Origin of the sequence: Streptomyces sp. NPDC005374 (assembly GCF_042872225.1) — a bacterium.
GTDB lineage: Bacteria > Actinomycetota > Actinomycetes > Streptomycetales > Streptomycetaceae > Streptomyces.
Genome location: NZ_JBIAKA010000021.1, coordinates 147,571 through 168,065, shown reverse-complemented (window position 1 = coordinate 168,065; position 20,495 = coordinate 147,571). Strand labels below are relative to the sequence as shown.

Sequence of the window (20,495 nt, the reverse complement as noted above, 5' to 3'; positions counted from 1 at the left end):
GGGCATGACTCGGGGGATAGCAAGACACGCGAAATGGATCGCCGCCGGCGCGCTGACCGCCTGCATCGCCGCCGCCACGCCGGCCGCCGCCGCGACCGCACCGGCCGTCAGCTGCACGTCCGCGAAAGCGGGCCTCGCCGACAAACTGAAGCGGGACATCACGTCCGCCGTCACGAACCGCTCCGGCACGATCGCCGTGGGCGTCTACGACCGTACGACCAAAACCACCTGCACCCTGCGCCCCTCCACCGCCTACGACTCCGCGAGCGTCGTCAAGGTGACCGTCCTCGGCACGCTGCTGTGGGACGCGAAGAAGCACAACAGGTATCTGACCGACCGCGAGAACACCCTCGCCAAGGCCATGATCACCAAGTCGGACAACGACGCGACCACCAAGCTGTGGAAGCAGCTGGGCATGACGAAGATCAAGGGCTTCCTCACCGCGGCCGGCATGACCCAGACCAAGCCGGGGGCGAACGGCTACTGGGGTCTGACCCAGATCACCGTCACCGACGAGCAGAAGCTGCTCAAGCTGGTCACCGCGGCGAACACGGTCCTGAGCGACAACTCCCGCGCCTACATCCTCAAGTTGATGGGCCAGGTCATCTCGTCGCAGCGCTGGGGCACGCCGTACGGCGCCGGATCGGGCATCTCCTGGCACGTGAAGAACGGCTGGCTCCAGCGCTCCACGCACGGCTGGCGGGTGCACAGCGTCGGCACCTTCAAGGGCGGCGGCCACGACTACACGATCACGGTGCTCACGCACGGCAACAGCACCATGAACTACGGCATCACGACGATCCAGGGTGTCGCGAAGGTCGTTCACCGCGATCTCGCGGCGAGCTGACGCCTGCCGGACTCCCGCGCGTCACCGTGCCGCTTTACGGTGACGCCATGCAGCTCAGAACCGTACTCGCGACCACCACCGCGGCCCTGGCGGCGGCGACCTGTCTCACCGTGGCAGGACCCGCCGCCGCCTCGGTCCCGGCTCCGGTGGGCCATGTCTGCTCGCCGTCCGTCTCCCTCGACCGTTTCTCCGACGCGCTCGACAAGACGACGTACGACGGCACCTTCGTCGGCAACCTCTCCGCGCTGGCGGTGGACCGGGACGGCTCGCTCGTCGCCCTCTCGGACCGTTCCGCGCTCTTCGACCTGGACGCGAGGACCCTCGCGCCGAGGTCGGTCGTCCCGCTCGCCGACGAGAACGGCGCCGCGCTGGACTCCGAGGGCCTGGTGGTCGACCGGGACGGCACCCGTCTGGTCACCTCGGAGACCGAGCCGTCGATCCGCCGGTACACGAAGGACGGCAGGATCCTCGACCGGCTCCCCGTGCCGGACTCCCTCCAGGTGGCCCCGGCCGGCCGTGCCACGTCGAACCAGACCTTCGAGGGCCTGACCCTCATGAACGGCGGCCGCACCCTCCTTGCCTCCATGGAGTACGCGATCTCCGGCGACACAGCCGGCATCGTCCGTTTCCAGACCTGGCAGCGGCACGGAAAGAGCTGGAAGCCCGGTGCCCAGTACGCCTACCGCACCGACGCCGCCTTCCTCGGCGTTCCCGAGGCCCAGGCCCTCCCCGACGGCCGCCTCCTCGTCCTGGAACGCGGCTTCACCTCCGGCGTCGGCAACACGGTCCGCCTCTACCTGGCCGATCCCCGCCGTGCCACGGACACCAGCGGCGTCGAGAACCTGACCGGCCAGACGGACGTGCACCTGATCAAGAAGACCCTGCTCACGGACATCGCGAGCTGCCCGGCCCTGGGCGCCACGGCCAAGCAGCCCCAGCCGAACCCCCTCCTGGACAACATCGAGGGCATGGTCGTCACCGGCCACGACAAGGGCCGCCTCAAGGTCCTCCTGGTCAGCGACGACAACCAGAACGCGGTGCAGACGACGCGGTTCTACTACCTGCGCGTCCGGGTCTGATCCCCGGACTTGTTGCGGAGGGATGAAATCCGGTTCCATCCGCGTTGGTGCCTTCCGGTAGATCAGGCGCACGGATCAGGCGCACGGATCAGACGAAAAAACCGGAGGGCACCCGAGTGACACCGCAACGGGGATGGGCACGACGACTGGCCGGGTACGCCTGGCGCTACCCCAAGGACGTCGTCCTGGCCCTGGGCTCCTCCCTCGCCGGTATGGCCGTCATGGCCGTCGTCCCCCTGATCACCAAGGTGATCATCGACGACGTCATCGGCGACCACAGCCGTGACATGGCGCCCTGGGCCGGAGCCCTGATCGTCGCGGCGGTCCTCGTCTACGCCCTCACCTACGTCCGCCGCTACTACGGCGGCCGCCTCGCCCTCGACGTCCAGCACGACCTGCGGACCGAGATGTTCGGCACGATCACCCGCCTCGACGGCCGCCGCCAGGACGAGCTGTCCACCGGGCAGGTCGTCGGCCGGGCCACCAGCGACCTCCAGCTGATCCAGGGCCTGCTCTTCATGTTGCCGATGACGATCGGCAACATCGCCCTCTTCGTGATCTCCCTGGCTGTGATGGCCTGGCTGTCGATCCCGCTCACCCTGGTCGCCGTGGCGGTCGCCCCGGCCCTGTGGTGGATCGCCAAGCGCTCCCGCTCCAAACTGCACCCCGCCACCTGGTACGCCCAGGCGCAGGCCGCCGCCGTCGCCGGCGTGGTCGACGGCGCCGTCAGCGGCGTACGCGTGGTGAAGGGCTTCGGGCAGGAGGACCAGGAGACCGGGAAGCTCAGGGAGGTCGGCCGCCGCCTCTTCGCGGGCCGGCTGCGCACGATCCGCTTCAACTCCCGGTACACCCCGGCCCTCCAGGCCGTCCCCGCCTTCGGCCAGGTCGCGATGCTCGCGCTCGGCGGCTGGCTCGCCGTCCACGGGCACATCACCCTCGGCACGTTCGTCGCCTTCTCCACCTACCTCGCCCAGCTCGTCGGCCCCGTCCGGATGCTCGCCATGGTCCTCACGGTCGGCCAGCAGGCCCGCGCGGGCACCGAGCGCGTCCTGGAGCTGATCGACACCGAGCCGTACCTGACGGGCGGCACCAAGGAACTCCCCGCCGACGCCCCGGCCACCGTCGAGTTCGACGACGTGTCCTTCGGCTACGAGGACGGCCGCAAGGTCCTCGACGGCCTCTCCTTCCAGATCCGCCCGGGCGAGACCCTCGCCGTCGTCGGCTCCTCCGGCTCCGGCAAGTCCACCGTCTCCCTCCTCCTGCCGCGCTTCTACGACGTCACCCACGGCGCCGTCCTCATCGGCGGCCACGACGTCCGCGAGCTCACCCTCGACTCGCTGCGGGCCGCGATCGGCCTGGTCCCCGAGGACTCCTTCCTCTTCTCCGACACGGTCCGCAACAACATCGCGTACGGCCGCCCCGACGCGACCCGGGAGCAGATCGAGGAAGCCGCCCGCGCCGCCCAGGCGGACCGTTTCATCGCCGAGCTCCCCGAGGGCTACGACACCAAGGTCGGCGAGCACGGCCTCACCCTGTCCGGCGGCCAGCGCCAGCGCGTCGCACTGGCCCGCGCGATCCTCACCGACCCGCGCCTGCTCGTCCTGGACGACGCCACCTCCGCCGTGGACGCGCAGGTCGAGCACGAGATCCACGAGGCCCTCAAGCAGGTCATGGAGGGCCGCACGACCCTCCTCATCGCCCACCGCCGCTCCACCCTCAACCTCGCCGACCGCATCGCCGTCCTGGAGAACGGCCGCCTCGCCGACCTCGGCACCCACGCCGAACTGGAGAAGCGCTCCGCCCTCTACCGCCGTCTGCTCACCGACCCCGACGGCCTCGGCGGTGTCTCCCCGGGCCACGCCCGCCCGGTCGCCGTGCAGGAGGACACCTCCGTACGCGACGAGCTGGACGCCGAGTTCGACGCCGAGCGCGGAGTCACGCCCCGTCTGTGGACCGGCGACCGCGAGCCGAAGGACGCGGCGCTGGCCGGCACTCCGGCCACCCCCGAACTCCTCGCCGAGGTCGACGCGTTGCCCCCGGCGACGGACACCCCGGACATCGACGAGGCACGCGCGGTCACGTCCGAGGAGTCGTACGGCCTGCGACGGCTGCTGCGGGGCTTCGGCGCCCCGCTGCTGGTCAGCCTGGGCCTGGTCGCCGTGGACGCCGGCATGGGCCTGCTGCTGCCGGTGATGATCCGGCACGGCATCGACGACGGTGTCTCCAAGATGGCGATGGCCGCGATCTGGACGGCGTCCCTCCTGGCCCTCCTCGCGGTGGGCGTCCAGTGGGCGGCCCAGATCGGCGAGACCCGCATGACCGGACGCACGGGTGAGCGGGTCCTGTACTCCCTCCGGCTGAAGATCTTCGCCCAGCTCCAGCGCCTCGGACTCGACTACTACGAGCGGGAGTTGACCGGCCGGATCATGACGAGGATGACGACGGACGTCGACGCCCTCTCGACGTTCCTCCAGACCGGCCTGGTCACGGCGTTCGTCTCGGTCGTCACGTTCTTCGGCATCATGGTCGCCCTGCTGGTGATCGACGTACAGCTGGCGCTCGTCGTGTTCGCGACCCTGCCCCCGCTGGTCGTCGCCACGTACTTCTTCCGCAAGGCGAGCGTGAAGGCGTACGAACTCGCCCGTGAACGCGTCGCGTTGGTCAACGCCGACCTCCAGGAGTCGGTGTCCGGGCTCAGGATCGTGCAGGCGTTCCGGCGCGAGCACGACGGTGGGGCGCGGTTCGCGGAACGCAGCGACAGCTACCGCCAGGCCCGCATCCGGGGCCAGTGGCTGATCTCGATCTACTTCCCCTTCGTCCAGCTGCTCTCCTCGGTGGCCGCGGCGTCCGTACTGATCGCGGGCGCGGGCCGGGTGGACGCGGCGACCCTGACGACCGGCGCCCTGGTGGCCTACCTCCTGTACATCGACCTGTTCTTCGCCCCGGTCCAGCAGCTCTCCCAGGTCTTCGACGGCTACCAGCAGGCGACCGTCTCGCTGGGCCGCATCCAGGAGCTGCTCCAGGAACCGACGTCCACCAAGGCCCCCGACGAACCGCTCGAGGTCCTCTCCTTGCGCGGCGAAGTGGCCTTCGAGGACGTGCACTTCGCCTACGCGGGCGACGAAGAGGCGCTCGGCGGCATCGAGTTGAGGATCCCCGCCGGGCAGACGGTCGCCTTCGTCGGCGAGACGGGCGCGGGCAAGTCCACCCTGGTCAAGCTGGTGGCCCGGTTCTACGACCCGACCGGCGGCCGGGTCACGGTCGACGGCACCGACCTGCGCACCCTGGACCTCACCTCCTACCGGCACCGGCTCGGCGTGGTCCCGCAGGAGGCGTACCTCTTCCAGGGCACCGTCCGCGACGCCATCGCCTACGGCCGCCCGGACGCCGGCGACGCCGAGGTCGAGGCGGCGGCCCGCGCGGTCGGCGCCCACGAGATGATCGCCACGCTCGACGGCGGCTACCTCCACGAGGTCGCCGAGCGCGGCCGCAACCTCTCGGCGGGCCAGCGCCAGCTGATCGCGCTGGCCCGCGCGGAGCTGGTCGACCCGGACATCCTGCTCCTCGACGAGGCCACGGCAGCCCTCGACCTCGCCACGGAGGCCCAGGTCAACCAGGCCACCGACCGCCTCGCGGGCCGCCGCACCACCCTCGTCGTGGCCCACCGCCTCACCACGGCGGCCCGCGCCGACCGGGTCGTGGTGATGGACCACGGCCGGGTGGTGGAGGACGGCACCCATGACGAACTCCTCGCGCGGGAGGGCCGATACGCCTCGTTGTGGCGGACGTTCGTGGGGGAGCCGGTCGAGGTGTCGCGCTGACGGTCGTGCAACCGTCCGACACATGTCCTGCGTCCGTACACCCGTACGCCCAAAGGCTGCGGAAGGGACGGCAGTGAAGAGTGGAGCGATACGGCGGCTGGCTGCGGGGCTGGCCGTTCTGACGGTGTCCGGACTGATCGGGGTGGCCGTGCCGGGGCAGGCGCAGGCCGCGGCCTCGTCGTGCGAGGGGCGCAAGGTCCGGTCCTTCCCCTTCTCCACCGGGACCGTGGAGGTGTACAAGCGAGGCGGCTACGCCTGTGCGATCACCCTCCCCGAACGCCCCGGAGTCCGGCAGCACATGCGGGTCAGCCTGCGGGTGTACGGGCTCCGGCCGGTCGAGGACGCCGGGCGGTACAAGTACCGGGCCGGCCCCGTCACCGTGCACGCCGGGCAGCGCAAGGTGTGGATCAAGGGCGCGGTGGGTCGCGGCACATACGACTCCGGGGGCTGGATCCGGCTCTGATCCCGTGATCCACAGAATTCCCACAGGGTTTTCCCCACGAAGGCGTCATCTCCCCTGGTGCGGACCGGACTTGCGCCGCTAGCGTCCGGCGCACAGCTGTACACACAGGGGAGGGTGCATGCGCAAGGCGCTCAGATGGCTTCTCACGCTGGTCGTGCTCATCGGCACGGTCGGTACGGCCGGGGCGGCCACCGCCGCCGAACCGGAGGCCTACGGCACCAGTGCCACCACCGACATCAAGGATCAGCTCCTCTCCATCCCGGGGATGAGCCTGATCGAGGAGAAGCCGTACACCGGGTACCGCTACTTCGTCCTGAACTACACCCAGCCGGTCGACCACCGGCACCCGTCCAAGGGCACGTTCCAGCAGCGGATCACCGTGCTGCACAAGGACGTCAGCCGCCCGACGGTGTTCTACACCAGCGGCTACAACGTCTCCACGAACCCCAGCCGCAGCGAGCCGACCCGGATCGTGGACGGCAACCAGGTCTCCCTGGAGTACCGCTTCTTCACGCCCTCCCGGCCCGACCCGGCCGACTGGAGCAAGCTGGACATCTGGCAGGCCGCCAGTGACCAGCACCGCGTCTTCAAGGCGCTGAAGAAGATCTACTCGAAGAACTGGATCGCCACCGGCGGCTCCAAGGGCGGCATGACCGCCACCTACTTCGAGCGCTTCTACCCGCGTGACATGGACGGCGTCGTCGCGTACGTCGCCCCCAACGACGTGGTCAACAACGAGGACTCCGCCTACGACCGCTTCTTCGAGAAGGTCGGCACCAAGGAGTGCCGCGACCGGCTGAACGCGGTGCAGCGCGAGGCCCTGGTCCGGCGGGAGCCGCTGGAGAAGAAGTACGCCGAGTACGCGGCCGCCGAGGGCTTCACCTTCACCACCGTCGGCAGCCTGGACAAGGCCTACGAGGCCGTCGTACTCGACTACGTGTGGGGCTTCTGGCAGTACAACCTGCTGGCCAACTGCGCTGACGACGAGCTGATCCCGGCGAACGCGAAGACCGCGACCGACGACCAGATCTGGAACTCGATCGACACGGTCTCCGGGTTCTCCTTCTACACCGACCAGGGCCTCGCGCCGTACACGCCGTACTACTTCCAGGCGGCCACCCAGCTCGGTGCTCCGACGATCCGCTTCCCGCACATCGAGAAGAAGTACGTCCGCTACGGCTACCAGCCGCCGCGCAACTTCGTCCCGAGGGACATCCCGACGAAGTTCCAGCCGTACGCGATGCGCGACGTGGACAGCTGGGTGCGCACCAACGCCCGGCACATGCTCTACGTCTACGGCCAGAACGACCCGTGGGGCGCCGAGCGGTTCCGCGTCGGCAAGGGGGCGAAGGACTCGTACGTCTTCACCGCGCCCGGCATGAACCACGGCGCGAACGTGGCCGGTCTGGTCGCCGACCAGAAGGCCTTCGCCACGGCCAGGATCCTCGACTGGGCGGGTGTCTCCGACACGGCCGTCGCCCGGGCGAAGCCGCTCGCGACGTTCGACAAGAAGCTGGACGTCCGGAACGCGGAGCGCGAGCTCACACTGCGTCCCTGACCCGCTCACCGCGCCCGGCCGTTGCTCACAGCGGCCGGGCGCACCCCACCGGCCGGGCCCCGCCGAGCTGGACGTACAGGGCCGTCGACAGCGGGCACAGGCTGCGCTCGGCGACCGCCTTCACCACCTTGAACTGCGGTTTCCTCGCGCCCTTGCCGTCGCACGCGGTCTCCCGGACCTGTCCGCTGCCCGAGCCGTACACGCAGTCGCCGACGATGGTCCGCGGCCCGCCCCCGCCGCCCGGGTCGCCCGGATGCGGCGGCTCCAGGTTGCGCATGCAGGCGTACCCCTGCGGCACCGCCCCGTCGCCGTCCTCGTCGGAGATCTGGCTCTGCTCGCTGATGTGCAGCACGAAGTCGGTGGTCGCCGGGCACGGCGGCCCGCCGGTGGTGGTGCCGTCGTGCCGGGCCACGACCCGTGCCGCCGCCCGCTCACTGGTGCAGGGCACCTCGGTGAAACTGGCCTTGCCGAAGGAACTGCACTCGTCGACCGCGAGGAACACCGCGCCGAAACCAGAGGCCCGGGTGGCGGTCGACGAGACCGAGGCGGCGGCGCCCGACCGCCCGTCGCCCCCTCCGCCGTCGGTGCCGGCCGCCGGCTGGCTGCACCCCGTCAGCAGGGCGGCGAGCAGCGCCGGCAGGACGCACACCACCCCCGTGGACCACTTCTCGCGCATCGCAATCCCCCCGGACTACCCCCGCCGTCCAGCGTGACCGTCGCGGCGGGGCCACGCCAGACGTGTGGGGTCCTTTGCGCCTTTCGGGGGTGTTGTGCGCGTTGCGCGGCGTACGGCGACTACGCCCCGCGCGCTATCGGCCGTACGACAGTCCGTACCCGACCGGGTACAGCACCTTCGCCGGATCGTCCGCCCGCTGCACCGGCACCGGCAGTCTCCCGCGCGGCGCCGCCTTGCCCGCGATCACCCGCGCGGCCGCCCGCAGTTCGACGTCGGTCCAGGAGTAGGACGCCAAGTACGCCGGGACGGTGGGCAGTTGCGCCACGTCGTAGGGATTGCGGATCGCGATCGCGATCACCGGCTTCCCGGTCGCCACGAGCTGCTCGACGAGGGTCTTCTGCGCTGCCGTGATGTTGTACGTCCCCACGATCACCGCGTCCGCCTCCTGAGCGGCGATGACGGCCCGGGCGACGGTGGCCGCCGAGGGTGCCGTACCGGTCGACAGGGCGGTGGCCGTGAAGCCCAGTTCGGTGAGGGCGGCGGCGAGGACGCCGGTGGGCGGGCCCGTCGTACCGGACGGTGAGGCGGGGTCGGCGCCCACGACGAGCAGCTCGCGGTGGGTGCGCCGGGACAGGGGCAGCAGCCGCTTCTCGTTGACCAGCAGCGTCGTGGTCCGCTCGGCGATCCGGTCGGCCGCCGCGAGGTGCGCGGGGGTGCCGACGGTCCGGGTGGCACCGCCCTGACCGACGTACGGCTTCTCGAACAGCCGCAGCCGGGCCTTGAGCCGCAAAATCCGCAGGATCGACTCGTCGAGCCGCGCCTCGGTGAGCTCGCCGTCCTGCACGGCCTTGAGGACGGCGTTCCACGCGACGTCCAGGGAGGGCGGGTTGAGGAGCTGGTCGACACCGGCCTTGAGGGCGAGGACGGGGACGCGGTCGTCGCCGTACTTCTGCCGGACGCCCTCCATGCCGAGGGAGTCCGTCACGACGACCCCGTCGTAGCCGAGTTCGCCGCGCAGGATGCCGGTGAGGATGGGGTGGGAGAGGGTGGCCGGGTCGCCGGAGGCGTCGAGGGCCGGGAACTGGATGTGCGCGGTCATGACCGAGTCGATGCCCGCGCGGATCGCGGCCCGGAAGGGCACGGCGTCCAGCTTCTCCCACAGTTCGCGGCTGTGGGTGATGACCGGGAAGCCGTAGTGGCTGTCGACGGCGGTGTCGCCGTGCCCCGGGAAGTGCTTGGCGGTCGCCGCGACCCCGGCGCCCTGGTACCCCCTGACCTCCGCGGCGACGAGCCGTGCGACCGCCTGGGGGTCGGCCCCGAACGAGCGCACGCCGATGACCGGGTTGGCCGGGTTGACGTTGACGTCGGCGACGGGGGCGTAGTTCTGCCGGATGCCGAGGGCCCTGAGCTCCTGCCCGGCGATGATGCCGAGGGTGCGGGCGTCGGTGCGCGAGCCGCCGGCGCCGACCGCCATCGCGCCGGGGAAGAGCGTGGCGGGCGCGCCGACCCGGCACACGATCCCGTGCTCCTGGTCGGTGGAGATGAGGACGGGCAGCCCGCGGGGCTGTCGCAGGGACGCCCGCTGGATCCCGTCGGACAGGTCGGCGATCTGGTGCGGATCACGGGTGTTGTGCGCCCAGGTGAAGTAGATGATCCCGCCCACCCGGTACTTCGCGATCATCTCGGCGGCCGTACGGACGCCGATCTCCTGCAGGTTGGCGTCGATGTCCGCCTGGTCGGGGGCGGTGGCGGAGTGGCCGTAGACCCGCATCACGAAGAGCTGGCCGACCTTCTCCGGCAGGGTCATCCGGGAGACGAGGGAGCGGAGCTTGTTGTCGTCGGCGTAGGCGGTCCCACTCACGGCGAGAGTGGCGGCGACGCCTGCCGTCGCGGCGAGGACGGTACGTCTGGAGGGCACGTGCGCTCCTTCCGGAGGTGATCCGCTGAAGGAAACTTCCGAGAAGTCACCAATAACCGGGAAGTTTCTGCCAGTCAAGGGAGTGCACAGTAACGCGACACCAGGCGCCTCTGACGGAAGGTCAGCCGGACTCCCGGCCGGTGGCGGCGCCGACCCGCCCGGCCGCCCGGGCCGACGCCCACCAGCAGACGGCACACAGCGGGAGCACGGCCAGCAGCGGCAGGAGCGGGACGTCCGCCGAGGTCCGGCCGGAGGAGAACGCGCTCCGGACGGCGGCGTTCGCCGGTGAGGCGGAGAGCACCAGCAGCAGTACCGAACCGATGACCAGGGCCGTCGCCCCGCCCGCCGTCGTGCGCACCAGCGGCGGACTTCCGGCCGCCCCGAGCGCACTGCCGGTCAGGACACAGACCAGCCCGGCGGCCACCCCGGCGCCGAGCACCGCCACCGGCGCCGCGCCCTGGGGCGTACGGCAGATCGGCCACGAGACCGCCGCAGCGAGCAGGACGAGCAGGAGGCCGACGGCCAGGGGGACGGCGAGCGCGGCGTGATGAGGACGCCGGGTCCCGGCCGCGGCGGCGAGACAGGCACGGGCGGCGGGCGGCTCCGCGGCCAGCTGGGAACGGGTGAGCCAGGCGAGAACGGGCACGGACACGGCGGCGTTCCAGCCGAGTTGACTGCCCAGCTGCGACTGACCGTCCAGCGAGATCCCGACGGTGCCGGCGTAGAGCAGTACGGGCGGGAGCCAGCGCTGGGAACGCAGGAGCAGAACGGCCTGGTAGCGGAGCAGCGCGATCACCTCTGACCTCCGCTCACCCGGCGGATGTGGACGCCCGGTTCGGCCAGGAGCGTGCGCAGCAGTGCGTCCGAGTGGGTCTCGTCCGTGTCCAGCCGTACGGCCCCGTCCGCGAGCCCGCTCACCGCCCGCACACCGGGGAGGGCGGCCAGGTACTCCGGCCCGCCCGTGACACCGGCGCAGTCGATCCGTACGACCGTGGCGGCGGCCTCCTGTGTCACGGTCACGGTGCCTCCGTCGACGGCCCAGCGCCGCTCGGTGCGGCCGGCGAGCCGGCCGGGATCGTGGTCGACGAAGACGACGGTCGAACCCTGAGCCAGCCGCTGCTCCACCGCCTCGTCCAGCGCGGCCCGCGAACCGGCGTCCAGCCCCGTCCACGCCTCGTCGAGAACCAGCAGGTCGGGCTCGGCGAGGAGCGCCTGAACCACCGCCACCTTCTGGCACGTCCCCTTGGAGAGCCCGGCCAGCGGCCGGCCGGCGTGCTCCCTGGCACCGAACCGCGCCAGCAGCTCCGCTCCCCGCCGCTCCGTCTCCGCGCCCGGCAGCCCGTGCACCCGCCCCATCAGCCGCAGATACTCCAGCGCCGTGAAGGGCAGCGCGGGCGGAAACCGCTCCGGTACGTACGCCGTGTGCGCCGGACGCCCGAGCACCTGTCCCCGGTCCGGCCTGGCTGCCCCCGCGACCACCCGCAGCAGCGTCGACTTCCCACCGCCGTTGGCACCCTGGGCCCGGACCAGCCGTCCGGGCGGTAACTCCAGGTGCACATCACGCAGCACCCAGGGCCCACGCCACCCGTAGCGCAGACCGACCCCCTGAAGTCTCACGCGGCCAGCATAGAAGGGGAGCGGATGCCGGGGGCGGCCTTCGCGCGGCCGGGAAGAGGACGCCGCCATCGGCGCTGTGGAGGGGGGCGCGCCGATGGCGGCGTGTGCTGCCGGCCGCAGTACGGAGGAGAGGGTTCGGTCAGCGATCGCAGCCAGCAGCGAGGCCGACGCCGCACCACGGTGACTCTCCGGCAACGTGCGGATTGGACGAGCGGGGACGGGGCGGGGTTCCCGGCTCGGCCCGGATTTCCCGAAGTTGGTGAGGCCGGGGCCAACGGGACGGATGAGCCGACGCCTTGGGCTGTCTGCGCACTCGGCGTACGGTCGGTGGATGAGCCAGTTGCTGCCGCTCCTGACCGTTCTCGCCGGACTCGCCGTCACCCTGACGCTCTGCTCCCTGCTGGCCCGGCACGTCCGTCGCCGCGGGACGGCGGGCGCGGGTCTGCGTGGGGCACTGGCGGCGCACGACGAGGTGTGGCACGGCACGGCGGCTGACTCGTACTACGAGATCCAGGCGCAGACGGACCGCAGGACGCCGCTGCCGGACGACCGCTGGAAGCGCCGCCCGCGCTGACCGCCGAGTGCGGTCCATCCCGTGGACGTCCTCGCGTCGGAGGCGGCCGTCGGGAGATCATGACGGGTATGCCCGCAGCCCACGCGCCCGCCCCGCAGTCCCTCTCCCTGCCCGGTTCGAAGTCCATCACCGCCCGCGCCCTCTTCCTGGCCGCCGCGGCCGACGGCGTCACCACCCTCGTACGCCCGCTCCGTTCGGACGACTCGGAGGGCTTCGCCGAGGGCCTTGTACGGCTCGGCTACCGGGTCGGCCGCGCTCCCGACGCCTGGCAGGTGGACGGCCGCCCGCAGGGACCGGCGGTCGCCGAGGCGGACGTGTACTGCCGTGACGGCGCGACGACCGCCCGCTTCCTGCCCACCCTGGTGGCGGCCGGCCACGGCATGTACCGCTTCGACGCGTCGCCGCAGATGCGCAGGCGTCCACTGCTGCCCCTGTCGCGTGCGCTGCGGGACCTCGGCGTGGACCTGCGGCACGAGGAGGCGGAGGGCCACCATCCGCTGACGGTACGGGCGGCGGGCGTCGAGGGCGGGGACGTGGTCCTGGACGCGGGCCAGTCCTCCCAGTACCTCACCGCGCTCCTCCTGCTCGGCCCCCTGACCCGCCGGGGCCTGCGGATCCGCGTCACCGACCTGGTGTCGGCGCCGTACGTCGAGATCACCATCGCGATGATGCGCGAGTTCGGCGTGGAGGTTGAAAGGGACGGTGACGTCTTCGTGGTCCCGCCGGGCGGGTACCGCGCCACGACCTACGCGATCGAACCGGACGCGTCCACGGCGAGTTACTTCTTCGCGGCGGCGGCGATCACGCCGGGCGCCGAGGTGACGGTCCCCGGCCTCGGCACGGGCGCGCTCCAGGGCGACCTCGGCTTCGTCGACGTACTGCGGCGGATGGGCGCGGAGGTGACCGTCGGCGCCGACGCCACCACGGTCCGGGGCACGGGCGAACTGCGCGGCCTGACCGTCAACATGCGGGACATCTCGGACACCATGCCGACTCTGGCGGCGATCGCGCCCTTCGCGTCCGCCCCCGTCCGCATCGAGGACGTGGCGAACACCCGGGTCAAGGAGTGCGACCGCCTTGAGGCCTGCGCGGAGAACCTGCGGCGGCTGGGCGTGACGGTGGCCACGGGCCCGGACTGGATCGAGATCCACCCGGAGGCCGCTCCCACCGGGGCTCGGGTGACGTCCTACGGCGACCACCGCATCGTCATGTCCTTCGCGGTCACCGGCCTGCGGGTACCGGGAATCTCGTTCGACGACCCCGGCTGCGTACGGAAGACTTTCCCCGGTTTCCACGAGGCGTTCGCGGAGTTGCGACAGGGCATCGGGAGTTGATCGGGCAGTGGGTTTCCAGCTGGAAGGGCCGGTACTGACAGGCGGGTTGGTGCGCCTGGAACCGCTCGGCCACCGGCACGCGGCGGACCTGGCGGTGGCGGTGGAGGAACAGCGGGGGACGTACGCGTTCACCTGGGTGCCCAGGGCCGCCGAAGTCGGTGACTACATCGACGCGCAGCTCGCGCGGGCGACGACCGGGCGGCTCGCGCCGTACGCACAGGTGTCGGTCGCGACGGGCCGGGCGGTGGGAGCGACCTCGTACTGGGAACCACGCTGCTGGCGGGCCGACGACCGACTCGACGCCGTGGAGGTCGGCTTCACCTGGCTCGCGGGACCGGCCCAGGGCACGGGCATCAACGCCGAGGCCAAACTGCTCCTCTTCCGGCACGCCTTCGAGGAGTGGCACGTCTCCCGCGTCGACCTGAAGACGGACGCCCGCAACGACCGCTCCCGCGCCGCGATCCAGAGCGTCGGCGCCCGTTTCGAGGGCGTCCTGCGCAACTGGTCCCGCTCCTGGGCACCGGGCGAGGACGGACGGCTGCGAGACTCCGCGATCTTCTCCATCACGGCGGAGGAGTGGCCGCAGTGCCGCAAGCGGCTGGAGGAGCGGGTGGCGGGTTTCGTGGCGCGGAGGGGCTGAACCGGTGCTGTTGCGGGATGTCACGGTGGACGACGTGGACGCCTACGTCCGGATGCGCTGCGATCCCGTCATGATGGCCGACCTCGGTGGGCCGTTGCCGCGAGAGGGCATGGCGGACAAGGTGCGCCGGGACGCGGAGGAGGCGGCGGCCGACCAGTCCTGGATCAAGATGATCGTCCCCGAACCGGCCCGGCCCGAGGTGGTGGCGGGGGCGCTGGCCCTCTGGTCCCACGACCTCGGCGACGGTCCCCTCTCGGAGATCGGCTGGATGGTGCTCCCCGAGTTCCAGGGGCGGGGCCTCGGCAAACGCGCGGTCAGCGCGCTGCTTCGACAGGCGTGGAACGCCGACCGCTGGGGCGACATCCACGCCTTCCCGGCGACAGGCAACGGCCCCTCGAACGGCATCTGCCGCTCACTGGGCTTCCGCCTCCTCGGCGAACTCGACATGCCGTTCGGGGACCGGCTCCTGCGCAGCAACCACTGGACGATCGCGAACCCTACGGGCGGTCGGCCGGCCGCGTGAGGACGCCTGCCCCGGAGCCGGTCAACTCCGTTCCGGACAGCTGTAGTTGATCCAGGACGGTCGCCAGCACCGGATCCCCCTCCGCCCCCGCCCGCACCGCCGCGAAGACGTGGCGGGACGGGGGCACCTCGTCCTCCGTCGTCAGCAGCGCCAGCTCCCGGTGGGCGTAGGCCGCGCGGACCAGGCGCGGGACCAGCGCCACCCCCTGCCCCGCCTCGACCAGCGCCGCCAGGGCGCCCCAGTCGTTCACGGCGTGCCGGATGTCCGGGGTGAACCCCGCCGCCGCGCACACCGACCGCGCCACCGCGCCGACGCAACTGCGGGCGTCCCCCACGATCCAGGCGTCGGAGGCCAGTTCACGCAGTGCGATCCGGCCGCGTCCGGCGAGGCGGTGTCCGACCGGGACGGCGATGTCCATCACGTCGGTGAACAGCTCGGCGCGGCTGTAGCGGGCATCGGTGTGCGCGGGTGCCGCCGCGAAATGGACCGCCACGGCCACGTCGACCTGGCCGGCGTCCAACGCCGTGAACAGATCCGGCGGTTCGGACTCGACCACGTCGACCCGGACCCGGGGAAGGCGTTCGGCGAGCGCCCGCAGCACGCCCGGCAGCAGGCCGAGGATCCCGCTCGACAGACAGCCGATCGTCACCGACCCCCGCCCACCCTCCCCGTACGTCTCCAAGTCGGCCCTCGCCCGCTCCAGTTGGGCAGCGATCACATCGGCGTGGGACAGCAGCACGCGCGCCTGACCGGTCAGCCGTACGCCTCGGCCGTTCTTCTCCGTCAGCGGTACGCCCGTCTCGCGGGCCAGCGTCGCGATCTGCTGCGAGACGGCGGACGGGGTGAGGTGCAGGGCCTCGGCCGTCCTCGCCAGAGAGCCCCGGCGCTGGAGCTCCCGGAGAACGGTCAGCCGACGCAGGTCGACGGTGAAGGGTTCACTTACCGGTTCCACCGCCAAAGATTAACTGGACCTGGCCACTGAAGGTCGGAAACCATCGGCTTCATGACCGCCTACCTCATCCTCCACGGCTGGCAGAACCACCGGCCCGCACCACACTGGCAGCACTGGCTCGCCGACCGCCTCACCGGCCTCGGCCACCACGTCACCTACCCCCAGCTGCCCGCCCCCGACGACCCCGACCTGGACACCTGGCTCACCGAGCTCACCCGGCATCTCGGTGACCTGCCCGCCGCGGGCGAACGCGTCGTCGTCGCCCACAGCGCCTCCGCCCTGCTGTGGCTGCACGCTGTCGCGCGCGGGCTCGTGAAGCCCGGCGGTGTCGATCGCGTGCTGCTCGTCTCCCCGCCGTCCGCGTCCGTCGTCGTACAGCACCCGGAGATCGCCGAATTCGCCCCGCCCGCCCTCGACTTCACCCTCCCCGGCCGCACCCGCCTGGTCGCCGGCGACGACGACCCGTACTGCCCGGAGGGGGCACGCCGGACCTTCGGTGAGCCGCTCGGCATCCCCACCGACATCCTCCCCGGCGCCGCCCACCTCGACCTGGACGCCGGTTACGGCTCCTGGCCGGCCGTACTGGAGTGGTGCCTGGACCCGGACGCGGACATCACACCCCGCCCATAGCCGAACCGCCCGCCGACGTGCCCGGCCACCGCATCACCGCGCGGCCCTCGTCAACGGCTCTCCTCGATCGCCGTACGGAGCTGGCGTACCGCCTGCTCCACCATGCTGTCGGCGAGGTTGCCGTAGCCGAGGACCAGGCCGTGGTCGGCGTGGTCGTCGGTGGCGTGATAGGCGGCCAGGTCCGCGACCGACAGCGAACGGGCGGCCGCCGCCCTGACCACGGCGGCGGTGTCCACGTCGGTCGGCAGCCGCAAAATGAGGTGGAGCCCCGCCGCGATGCCCGAGACCGGGGCGCCGGGCAGCTGCTCGGTGAGGGCCCGCACGAGCGCGTCGCGGCGGTCGCGGTAACGCTTGCGGCAGGCCCGCAGGTGACGGTCGTAGGCACCCGACTCCAGCAGGGCGGCGAACGCGAGCTGGTCCAGGACGGGTGGCGAGGTCGCCGTCTGGTCGGTCCGGTGCAGTGCGTCGGTCCAGCGTGACGGCGCCACCAGCCAGCCGATGCCGAGCGCCGGGGACAGGGTCTTGCTCAGGGACTTCAGCAGCACGACCCGGGAGGGGTCCATGCCCTGCAGCGCGGCGACCGGGCGGCGGTCGTAACGGAACTCCGCGTCGTAGTCGTCCTCCAGCACGACACCGTCCATCCGGCGGGCCCAGTCCAGCAGCGCGGCGCGCCGCTCGGGCACGAGCACGGTCCCCAGCGGGAACTGGTGTGCCGGAGCCGTCAGCACGGCCCGCAGCCCGGTGTGTCCGAGGAGGTCGTCGACGCGCAGGCCACCGCCGTCCGTACGGACCGGCACCGGCTCCATACCGGCGGCGACGATCACCTGGCGCAGCCGCGTCCAGCCCGGTTCCTCGCAGCCGACGGCGGTGATGCCCCGGGTGCGCAGGGCGTGGCAGACGCGCCGCACCCCGTCGGTCACGCTCATGCACACCGTCACGTCCTGCGCCGTCGTCGCGACGCCACGGGAACGGCCCAGGTACGCGGCGAGCAGCTCCCGCAGCCGCGGGTGGCCGCCGGGCGGCGGGTAGCCGAACTCCGTGTACGCCGCGTCCGTCACCTGCGCGCGCACGGCCTCCGCCCACCTGCGGCGCGGAAAGGCCCGCAGGTCCGGCAGACCCGGCGCGAGGTCGAAACGGGCCACGGGGACCCGGTGTGCCGCGGGGCGCCCGGAGTCGCCGTCCCGGTCGCCGGACCAGCGCACCCGGGTCGCGGAACCGCTGCGTGCCTCCAGGTAGCCCTCGGCCACGAGCTGGCCGTACGCCTCCGTCACCGCCCAGCGGGAACAGCCGAGGTCGGCGGCGAGCTGCCGGCTGGGCGGCAGAGAGGTACCGACCTCGACCCGTCCACTGCGGATCGCCGAGCGCAGCGCCCGCTTCACCCGCTCGTGCAAGGCGCCGTCGCCGGGCCGACCCAGGTCGATCAGGAGATCGCCCACCAGATTGGTCTGTGATACCCGCATGCCATTGGACGGTAGCAGCGAGCCGTTTCTCCCTACCTTCGACAGTGAGCTTCAGCAGACACGAGCAGTTCGAGCAGGAGGAAACCGTCATGGCCGCACTGAGGAAGTCGCTGTCCGTCGAGGCCGCACATCCGCTGTTCCAGGGCGTGTTCAGCGACTGGCAGGCGAAGGCCGGAGTCCGGTCCGCGCTGCCGGACGCACCGGTCGTCGCCGACGGCCCCCGGACCGGACGGCCGGTGCGACACCGGCCGCGGTCCGGCCGGGACGCCGGCCGGGGGCTTCGTTCATGGTTCCGCCTGGCCGCTACGACGGCTACGACGACTGCGCCGACTACGCCGAGTCGTTGAGCAGCCGGGCCAGGTGCTCGCGGCCCGCGCCCAGCAGCTCCTCCAGGGGCGCCGCGTTCTCGTACCAGCGCTTCTCGTACTCCCAGCACAGCCACCCGTCCCAGCCGTGCCGGGAGAGGACCTCCACGCAGTCCGCGAGCGGCAGGACACCGGCGCCGAGCGCGACCGGGGTGGTGTCCTCGGCGGACGCGATGTCCTTGACCTGCACGTATCCGAGATGCGGGGCGAGGGCCGCGTAGGTCTCGGAGGGCTGCTCGCCACCGAGCCAGGTGTGCATGACGTCCCAGAGCGAGCCGACCTGACGGTGGCCCACCGGACCGAGGACCCGGATCGCCTCCGCGCCCGTGCGGTGCGAGTCATGGGTTTCGAGAAGGATGCGTACGTCGAGGTCGCCCGCGTACTCCGCGGCCGTACCGAGCCGCCGGGCGGCCGTGGCGTCGGCCTCCTCGCGGGACTGGTCGGAGGCGGCACCGGGGAAGACGCGGACGAAACCGGCGCCGAGGTCACGGGCGAGGTCCAGGAGACGGTGGATCTCCTCGATCACGGGCTCGTCGTCGCCCGGCGCGGCCACGCGCGCGTACCCGGCGACACCGAGGACCTCGACTCCCGCCGCCTTGAACTCGGCCACCGCGTCGGCCCGTTCCGCGAGCCCGATACCGGGATGCACCGGCTCCTCCGGATGCGCGCGCAGTTCTACGCCGTGATAGCCGTGCGAGGTCGCGAGCCGTAGCACGTCGGAGAGGGGGAGGCCGGGGACACCGAGGGTGGAGAACGCCAGTTTCATGGGCTCTACTCTCGCCCGGTCGAGTCGGTGAGGTCCAGCCCGGGCGGGTGTGGCGCCGGTGAGTGGCTGAGCCACTCGCCGGCCGACTGGCTGGGCCACTCGCCGGCCGACTGGCTGAGCCACTCCCACCCCGCCCCGTTCATCGGCCGCCCCCTCACTCACCCGTACCGGTCAGGTCAGGTCAGGTCCAGCCGCCAGTCCTGGCCGTTCAGGTCCTTGCCGAAGGAGCGGTGTGGTTTCTCGGTGGTGAGGACGAACCCGTGGCGCTGGTAGACGCGGCGGGCGGCGGCCAGGACGTCGTTGGTCCACAGCACCAGGTCGCGGTAGCCGGCGCCGCGCGCGAAGTCGACGACCGCCGTCACCAGCCGGTCCCCGATGCCGAGCCCGCGCGCGTCCGGCTCGACGAGGAGCAGCCGCAGCCGGGCCGTGCCGGGCGTGTCGTCCCGTACGCACATCACGCACCCCACCGGCCGCCCGTGCAGCTCGGCGATCCAGACCCGTTCCAGACGCGGATCGTGGTCCTGCGCGAAGTCGGCGACGATCCTCGCGACCAGGCCCTCGTAGTCGGCGTCGAAGCCGTACTCGGCGGAGTACAGGGCCGCGTTGCGCGCCACGATCCAGCCGAGGTCGCCGGGGCCGGGCTCCCGCAGGAGGACGTCCTCGCGGCGGGGCGGGCGGCCGTCGGACAGCAGGGCGCGGACGGTGTGCATCGCCTCGGCGAGCCGGGGCCGTTCGGCGGGCGGCACGGTCGCGAGGAGCGCGCCCACGGACTCGTCGGCGCGCTCGGCGAGCAGCGCGGCGGTCTCCCGGCCGCGTGCGGTGAGAGTGACACGGCGTCGGCGCGGATCCTGTCGCGAGGCCGAGCGCTCGATCAGCCCGTCCTGCTCGAACTTGTTCAGGATCCGGCTCAAGTACCCCGCGTCCAGTGAGAGTTCGGTGCGCAGATCGGCCGCGTCGGTGCGCGGCGAGTGCGCGAGCTCGTACAGGACGCGGGACTCGGTGAGGGTGTAGGGGGCGTAGAGCTGTCGGCTGTAGTCGAGGGCGCCGATGACGTTCGTGTAGAAGCGGTTGAAGGCGCGGATGTCCTGGACGGTCATGATCGGTCGACCCCCGGATGCTTGACTCAGTCAGAGATATCGATGGACCGAGCGTAGGACGACCGCGGCCGCCGCGGCTACCCACGCGTCCGACCGGCATCTCGCGCGGGCCGGTGCACGCCCAGCCGCACGCCCGTCTTCCCGGCGACCGTGGACGCGAGCTGGAACGGCCGTG

20 protein-coding genes are annotated in these 20,495 nt (G+C 72.0%); 11 read left to right on the top strand and 9 right to left on the bottom strand.

The window, feature by feature from the left end; genetic code table 11:
* The first annotated feature begins 4 nt into the window (after window positions 1-4).
* From ACFYRX_RS39820 to ACFYRX_RS39800, 5 genes are all read left to right on the top strand, one after another.
* Window positions 5-847 carry a serine hydrolase gene (locus ACFYRX_RS39820; protein WP_389111221.1) on the top strand — a complete coding sequence of 281 codons (843 nt, stop codon included), beginning with the start codon at window positions 5-7 and terminating at the stop codon, window positions 845-847.
* 47 nt (window positions 848-894) lie between these two features.
* Complete coding sequence (locus ACFYRX_RS39815; RefSeq protein ID WP_389111217.1) at window positions 895-1,926, top strand: esterase-like activity of phytase family protein; 1,032 nt, start codon at window positions 895-897, stop codon at window positions 1,924-1,926.
* A 116-nt stretch (window positions 1,927-2,042) separates the two neighbouring features.
* A complete protein-coding gene (locus ACFYRX_RS39810) occupies window positions 2,043-5,747 on the top strand; it encodes an ABC transporter ATP-binding protein (protein WP_389111214.1) in 3,705 nt (1,234 codons plus the stop codon).
* Window positions 5,748-5,820: 73 nt separating this feature from the next.
* Window positions 5,821-6,210 carry a hypothetical protein gene (locus tag ACFYRX_RS39805; protein WP_389111211.1) on the top strand — a complete coding sequence of 130 codons (390 nt, stop codon included), beginning with the start codon at window positions 5,821-5,823 and terminating at the stop codon, window positions 6,208-6,210.
* Window positions 6,211-6,328: 118 nt separating this feature from the next.
* Window positions 6,329-7,768, top strand: coding sequence for a S28 family serine protease (locus tag ACFYRX_RS39800; RefSeq protein ID WP_389111209.1), 1,440 nt, complete (start codon window positions 6,329-6,331; stop codon window positions 7,766-7,768).
* Between the two features lie 25 nt (window positions 7,769-7,793).
* Here ACFYRX_RS39800 and ACFYRX_RS39795 read toward each other — a convergent pair whose 3' ends face one another.
* The 4 genes from ACFYRX_RS39795 to ACFYRX_RS39780 form a co-directional block, all read right to left on the bottom strand.
* Complete coding sequence (locus ACFYRX_RS39795) at window positions 7,794-8,444, bottom strand: hypothetical protein (protein ID WP_389111207.1); 651 nt, start codon at window positions 8,442-8,444, stop codon at window positions 7,794-7,796.
* 133 nt (window positions 8,445-8,577) lie between these two features.
* Entirely contained in the window at window positions 8,578-10,362 is a 1,785-nt protein-coding gene (locus ACFYRX_RS39790; protein ID WP_389111205.1) for a glycoside hydrolase family 3 protein, read from the bottom strand.
* 121 nt (window positions 10,363-10,483) lie between these two features.
* Window positions 10,484-11,158, bottom strand: coding sequence for a hypothetical protein (locus ACFYRX_RS39785; protein ID WP_389111202.1), 675 nt, complete (start codon window positions 11,156-11,158; stop codon window positions 10,484-10,486).
* Window positions 11,155-11,979 carry an ATP-binding cassette domain-containing protein gene (locus tag ACFYRX_RS39780; protein WP_389111199.1) on the bottom strand — a complete coding sequence of 275 codons (825 nt, stop codon included), beginning with the start codon at window positions 11,977-11,979 and terminating at the stop codon, window positions 11,155-11,157. The genes ACFYRX_RS39785 and ACFYRX_RS39780 overlap by 4 nt, the downstream gene beginning before the upstream one ends.
* A 331-nt stretch (window positions 11,980-12,310) precedes the next feature.
* On the opposite strand from ACFYRX_RS39780, the gene ACFYRX_RS39775 reads away from it, so the two are divergent.
* Genes ACFYRX_RS39775 through ACFYRX_RS39760 form a run of 4 tightly spaced genes read left to right on the top strand, consistent with a single transcriptional unit; the run spans window position 12,311 to window position 15,050 of the window.
* Window positions 12,311-12,553 (top strand): hypothetical protein, encoded by a 243-nt coding sequence (locus tag ACFYRX_RS39775; RefSeq protein WP_389111196.1) that lies wholly within the window; start codon window positions 12,311-12,313, stop codon window positions 12,551-12,553.
* Window positions 12,554-12,612: 59 nt separating this feature from the next.
* Window positions 12,613-13,887 (top strand): 3-phosphoshikimate 1-carboxyvinyltransferase, encoded by a 1,275-nt coding sequence (aroA, locus tag ACFYRX_RS39770; protein WP_389111193.1) that lies wholly within the window; start codon window positions 12,613-12,615, stop codon window positions 13,885-13,887.
* 7 nt (window positions 13,888-13,894) lie between these two features.
* Window positions 13,895-14,527, top strand: a complete 633-nt coding sequence (locus tag ACFYRX_RS39765) for a GNAT family N-acetyltransferase (protein WP_389111190.1) — start codon at window positions 13,895-13,897, stop codon at window positions 14,525-14,527.
* A 4-nt stretch (window positions 14,528-14,531) separates the two neighbouring features.
* Entirely contained in the window at window positions 14,532-15,050 is a 519-nt protein-coding gene (locus tag ACFYRX_RS39760; protein ID WP_389111188.1) for a GNAT family N-acetyltransferase, read from the top strand.
* Here the strand turns inward: ACFYRX_RS39760 and ACFYRX_RS39755 are convergent.
* Window positions 15,025-16,002, bottom strand: a complete 978-nt coding sequence (locus ACFYRX_RS39755; protein WP_389111186.1) for a LysR substrate-binding domain-containing protein — start codon at window positions 16,000-16,002, stop codon at window positions 15,025-15,027. The two genes, ACFYRX_RS39760 and ACFYRX_RS39755, sit on opposite strands and share 26 nt — an antisense overlap.
* Window positions 16,003-16,053: 51 nt before the next feature.
* Here ACFYRX_RS39755 and ACFYRX_RS39750 point away from each other — a divergent pair, with 51 nt between their 5' ends.
* Window positions 16,054-16,632 (top strand): RBBP9/YdeN family alpha/beta hydrolase, encoded by a 579-nt coding sequence (locus ACFYRX_RS39750; RefSeq protein WP_389111184.1) that lies wholly within the window; start codon window positions 16,054-16,056, stop codon window positions 16,630-16,632.
* Window positions 16,633-16,682: 50 nt separating this feature from the next.
* Here the strand turns inward: ACFYRX_RS39750 and ACFYRX_RS39745 are convergent, their stop codons facing one another.
* Entirely contained in the window at window positions 16,683-18,092 is a 1,410-nt protein-coding gene (locus ACFYRX_RS39745; RefSeq protein ID WP_389111181.1) for a PLP-dependent aminotransferase family protein, read from the bottom strand.
* A 44-nt stretch (window positions 18,093-18,136) separates the two neighbouring features.
* On the opposite strand from ACFYRX_RS39745, the gene ACFYRX_RS39740 reads away from it, so the two are divergent.
* Window positions 18,137-18,439 carry a hypothetical protein gene (locus ACFYRX_RS39740; RefSeq protein WP_389111178.1) on the top strand — a complete coding sequence of 101 codons (303 nt, stop codon included), beginning with the start codon at window positions 18,137-18,139 and terminating at the stop codon, window positions 18,437-18,439.
* Here the strand turns inward: ACFYRX_RS39740 and ACFYRX_RS39735 are convergent.
* From ACFYRX_RS39735 to ACFYRX_RS39725, 3 genes are read right to left on the bottom strand one after another with little or no spacing between them, the layout of a single operon-like run.
* Window positions 18,423-19,223 carry a sugar phosphate isomerase/epimerase family protein gene (locus ACFYRX_RS39735; protein WP_389111174.1) on the bottom strand — a complete coding sequence of 267 codons (801 nt, stop codon included), beginning with the start codon at window positions 19,221-19,223 and terminating at the stop codon, window positions 18,423-18,425. The two genes, ACFYRX_RS39740 and ACFYRX_RS39735, sit on opposite strands and share 17 nt — an antisense overlap.
* A gap of 5 nt (window positions 19,224-19,228) precedes the next feature.
* Window positions 19,229-19,366, bottom strand: a complete 138-nt coding sequence (locus tag ACFYRX_RS39730) for a hypothetical protein (protein ID WP_389111171.1) — start codon at window positions 19,364-19,366, stop codon at window positions 19,229-19,231.
* Between the two features lie 33 nt (window positions 19,367-19,399).
* Window positions 19,400-20,320 (bottom strand): GNAT family N-acetyltransferase, encoded by a 921-nt coding sequence (locus tag ACFYRX_RS39725; RefSeq protein ID WP_389111168.1) that lies wholly within the window; start codon window positions 20,318-20,320, stop codon window positions 19,400-19,402.
* Between the last annotated feature and the right edge of the window lie 175 nt (window positions 20,321-20,495).

What these genes read in the sequence shown, in the direction of transcription:
- ACFYRX_RS39800 (WP_389111209.1), top strand. Translation starts at nt 6,329, where the DNA reads ATGCGCAAGGCGCTCAGATGGCTTCTCACGCTGGTCGTGCTCATCGGC.
- aroA (WP_389111193.1), top strand. Translation starts at nt 12,613, where the DNA reads ATGACGGGTATGCCCGCAGCCCACGCGCCCGCCCCGCAGTCCCTCTCC.
- ACFYRX_RS39725 (WP_389111168.1), bottom strand. Translation starts at nt 20,320, where the DNA reads ATGACCGTCCAGGACATCCGCGCCTTCAACCGCTTCTACACGAACGTC.
- ACFYRX_RS39745 (WP_389111181.1), bottom strand. Translation starts at nt 18,092, where the DNA reads ATGCGGGTATCACAGACCAATCTGGTGGGCGATCTCCTGATCGACCTG.
- ACFYRX_RS39750 (WP_389111184.1), top strand. Translation starts at nt 16,054, where the DNA reads ATGACCGCCTACCTCATCCTCCACGGCTGGCAGAACCACCGGCCCGCA.
- ACFYRX_RS39735 (WP_389111174.1), bottom strand. Translation starts at nt 19,223, where the DNA reads ATGAAACTGGCGTTCTCCACCCTCGGTGTCCCCGGCCTCCCCCTCTCC.
- ACFYRX_RS39795 (WP_389111207.1), bottom strand. Translation starts at nt 8,444, where the DNA reads ATGCGCGAGAAGTGGTCCACGGGGGTGGTGTGCGTCCTGCCGGCGCTG.
- ACFYRX_RS39820 (WP_389111221.1), top strand. Translation starts at nt 5, where the DNA reads ATGACTCGGGGGATAGCAAGACACGCGAAATGGATCGCCGCCGGCGCG.
- ACFYRX_RS39775 (WP_389111196.1), top strand. Translation starts at nt 12,311, where the DNA reads ATGAGCCAGTTGCTGCCGCTCCTGACCGTTCTCGCCGGACTCGCCGTC.
- ACFYRX_RS39730 (WP_389111171.1), bottom strand. Translation starts at nt 19,366, where the DNA reads ATGAACGGGGCGGGGTGGGAGTGGCTCAGCCAGTCGGCCGGCGAGTGG.
- ACFYRX_RS39815 (WP_389111217.1), top strand. Translation starts at nt 895, where the DNA reads ATGCAGCTCAGAACCGTACTCGCGACCACCACCGCGGCCCTGGCGGCG.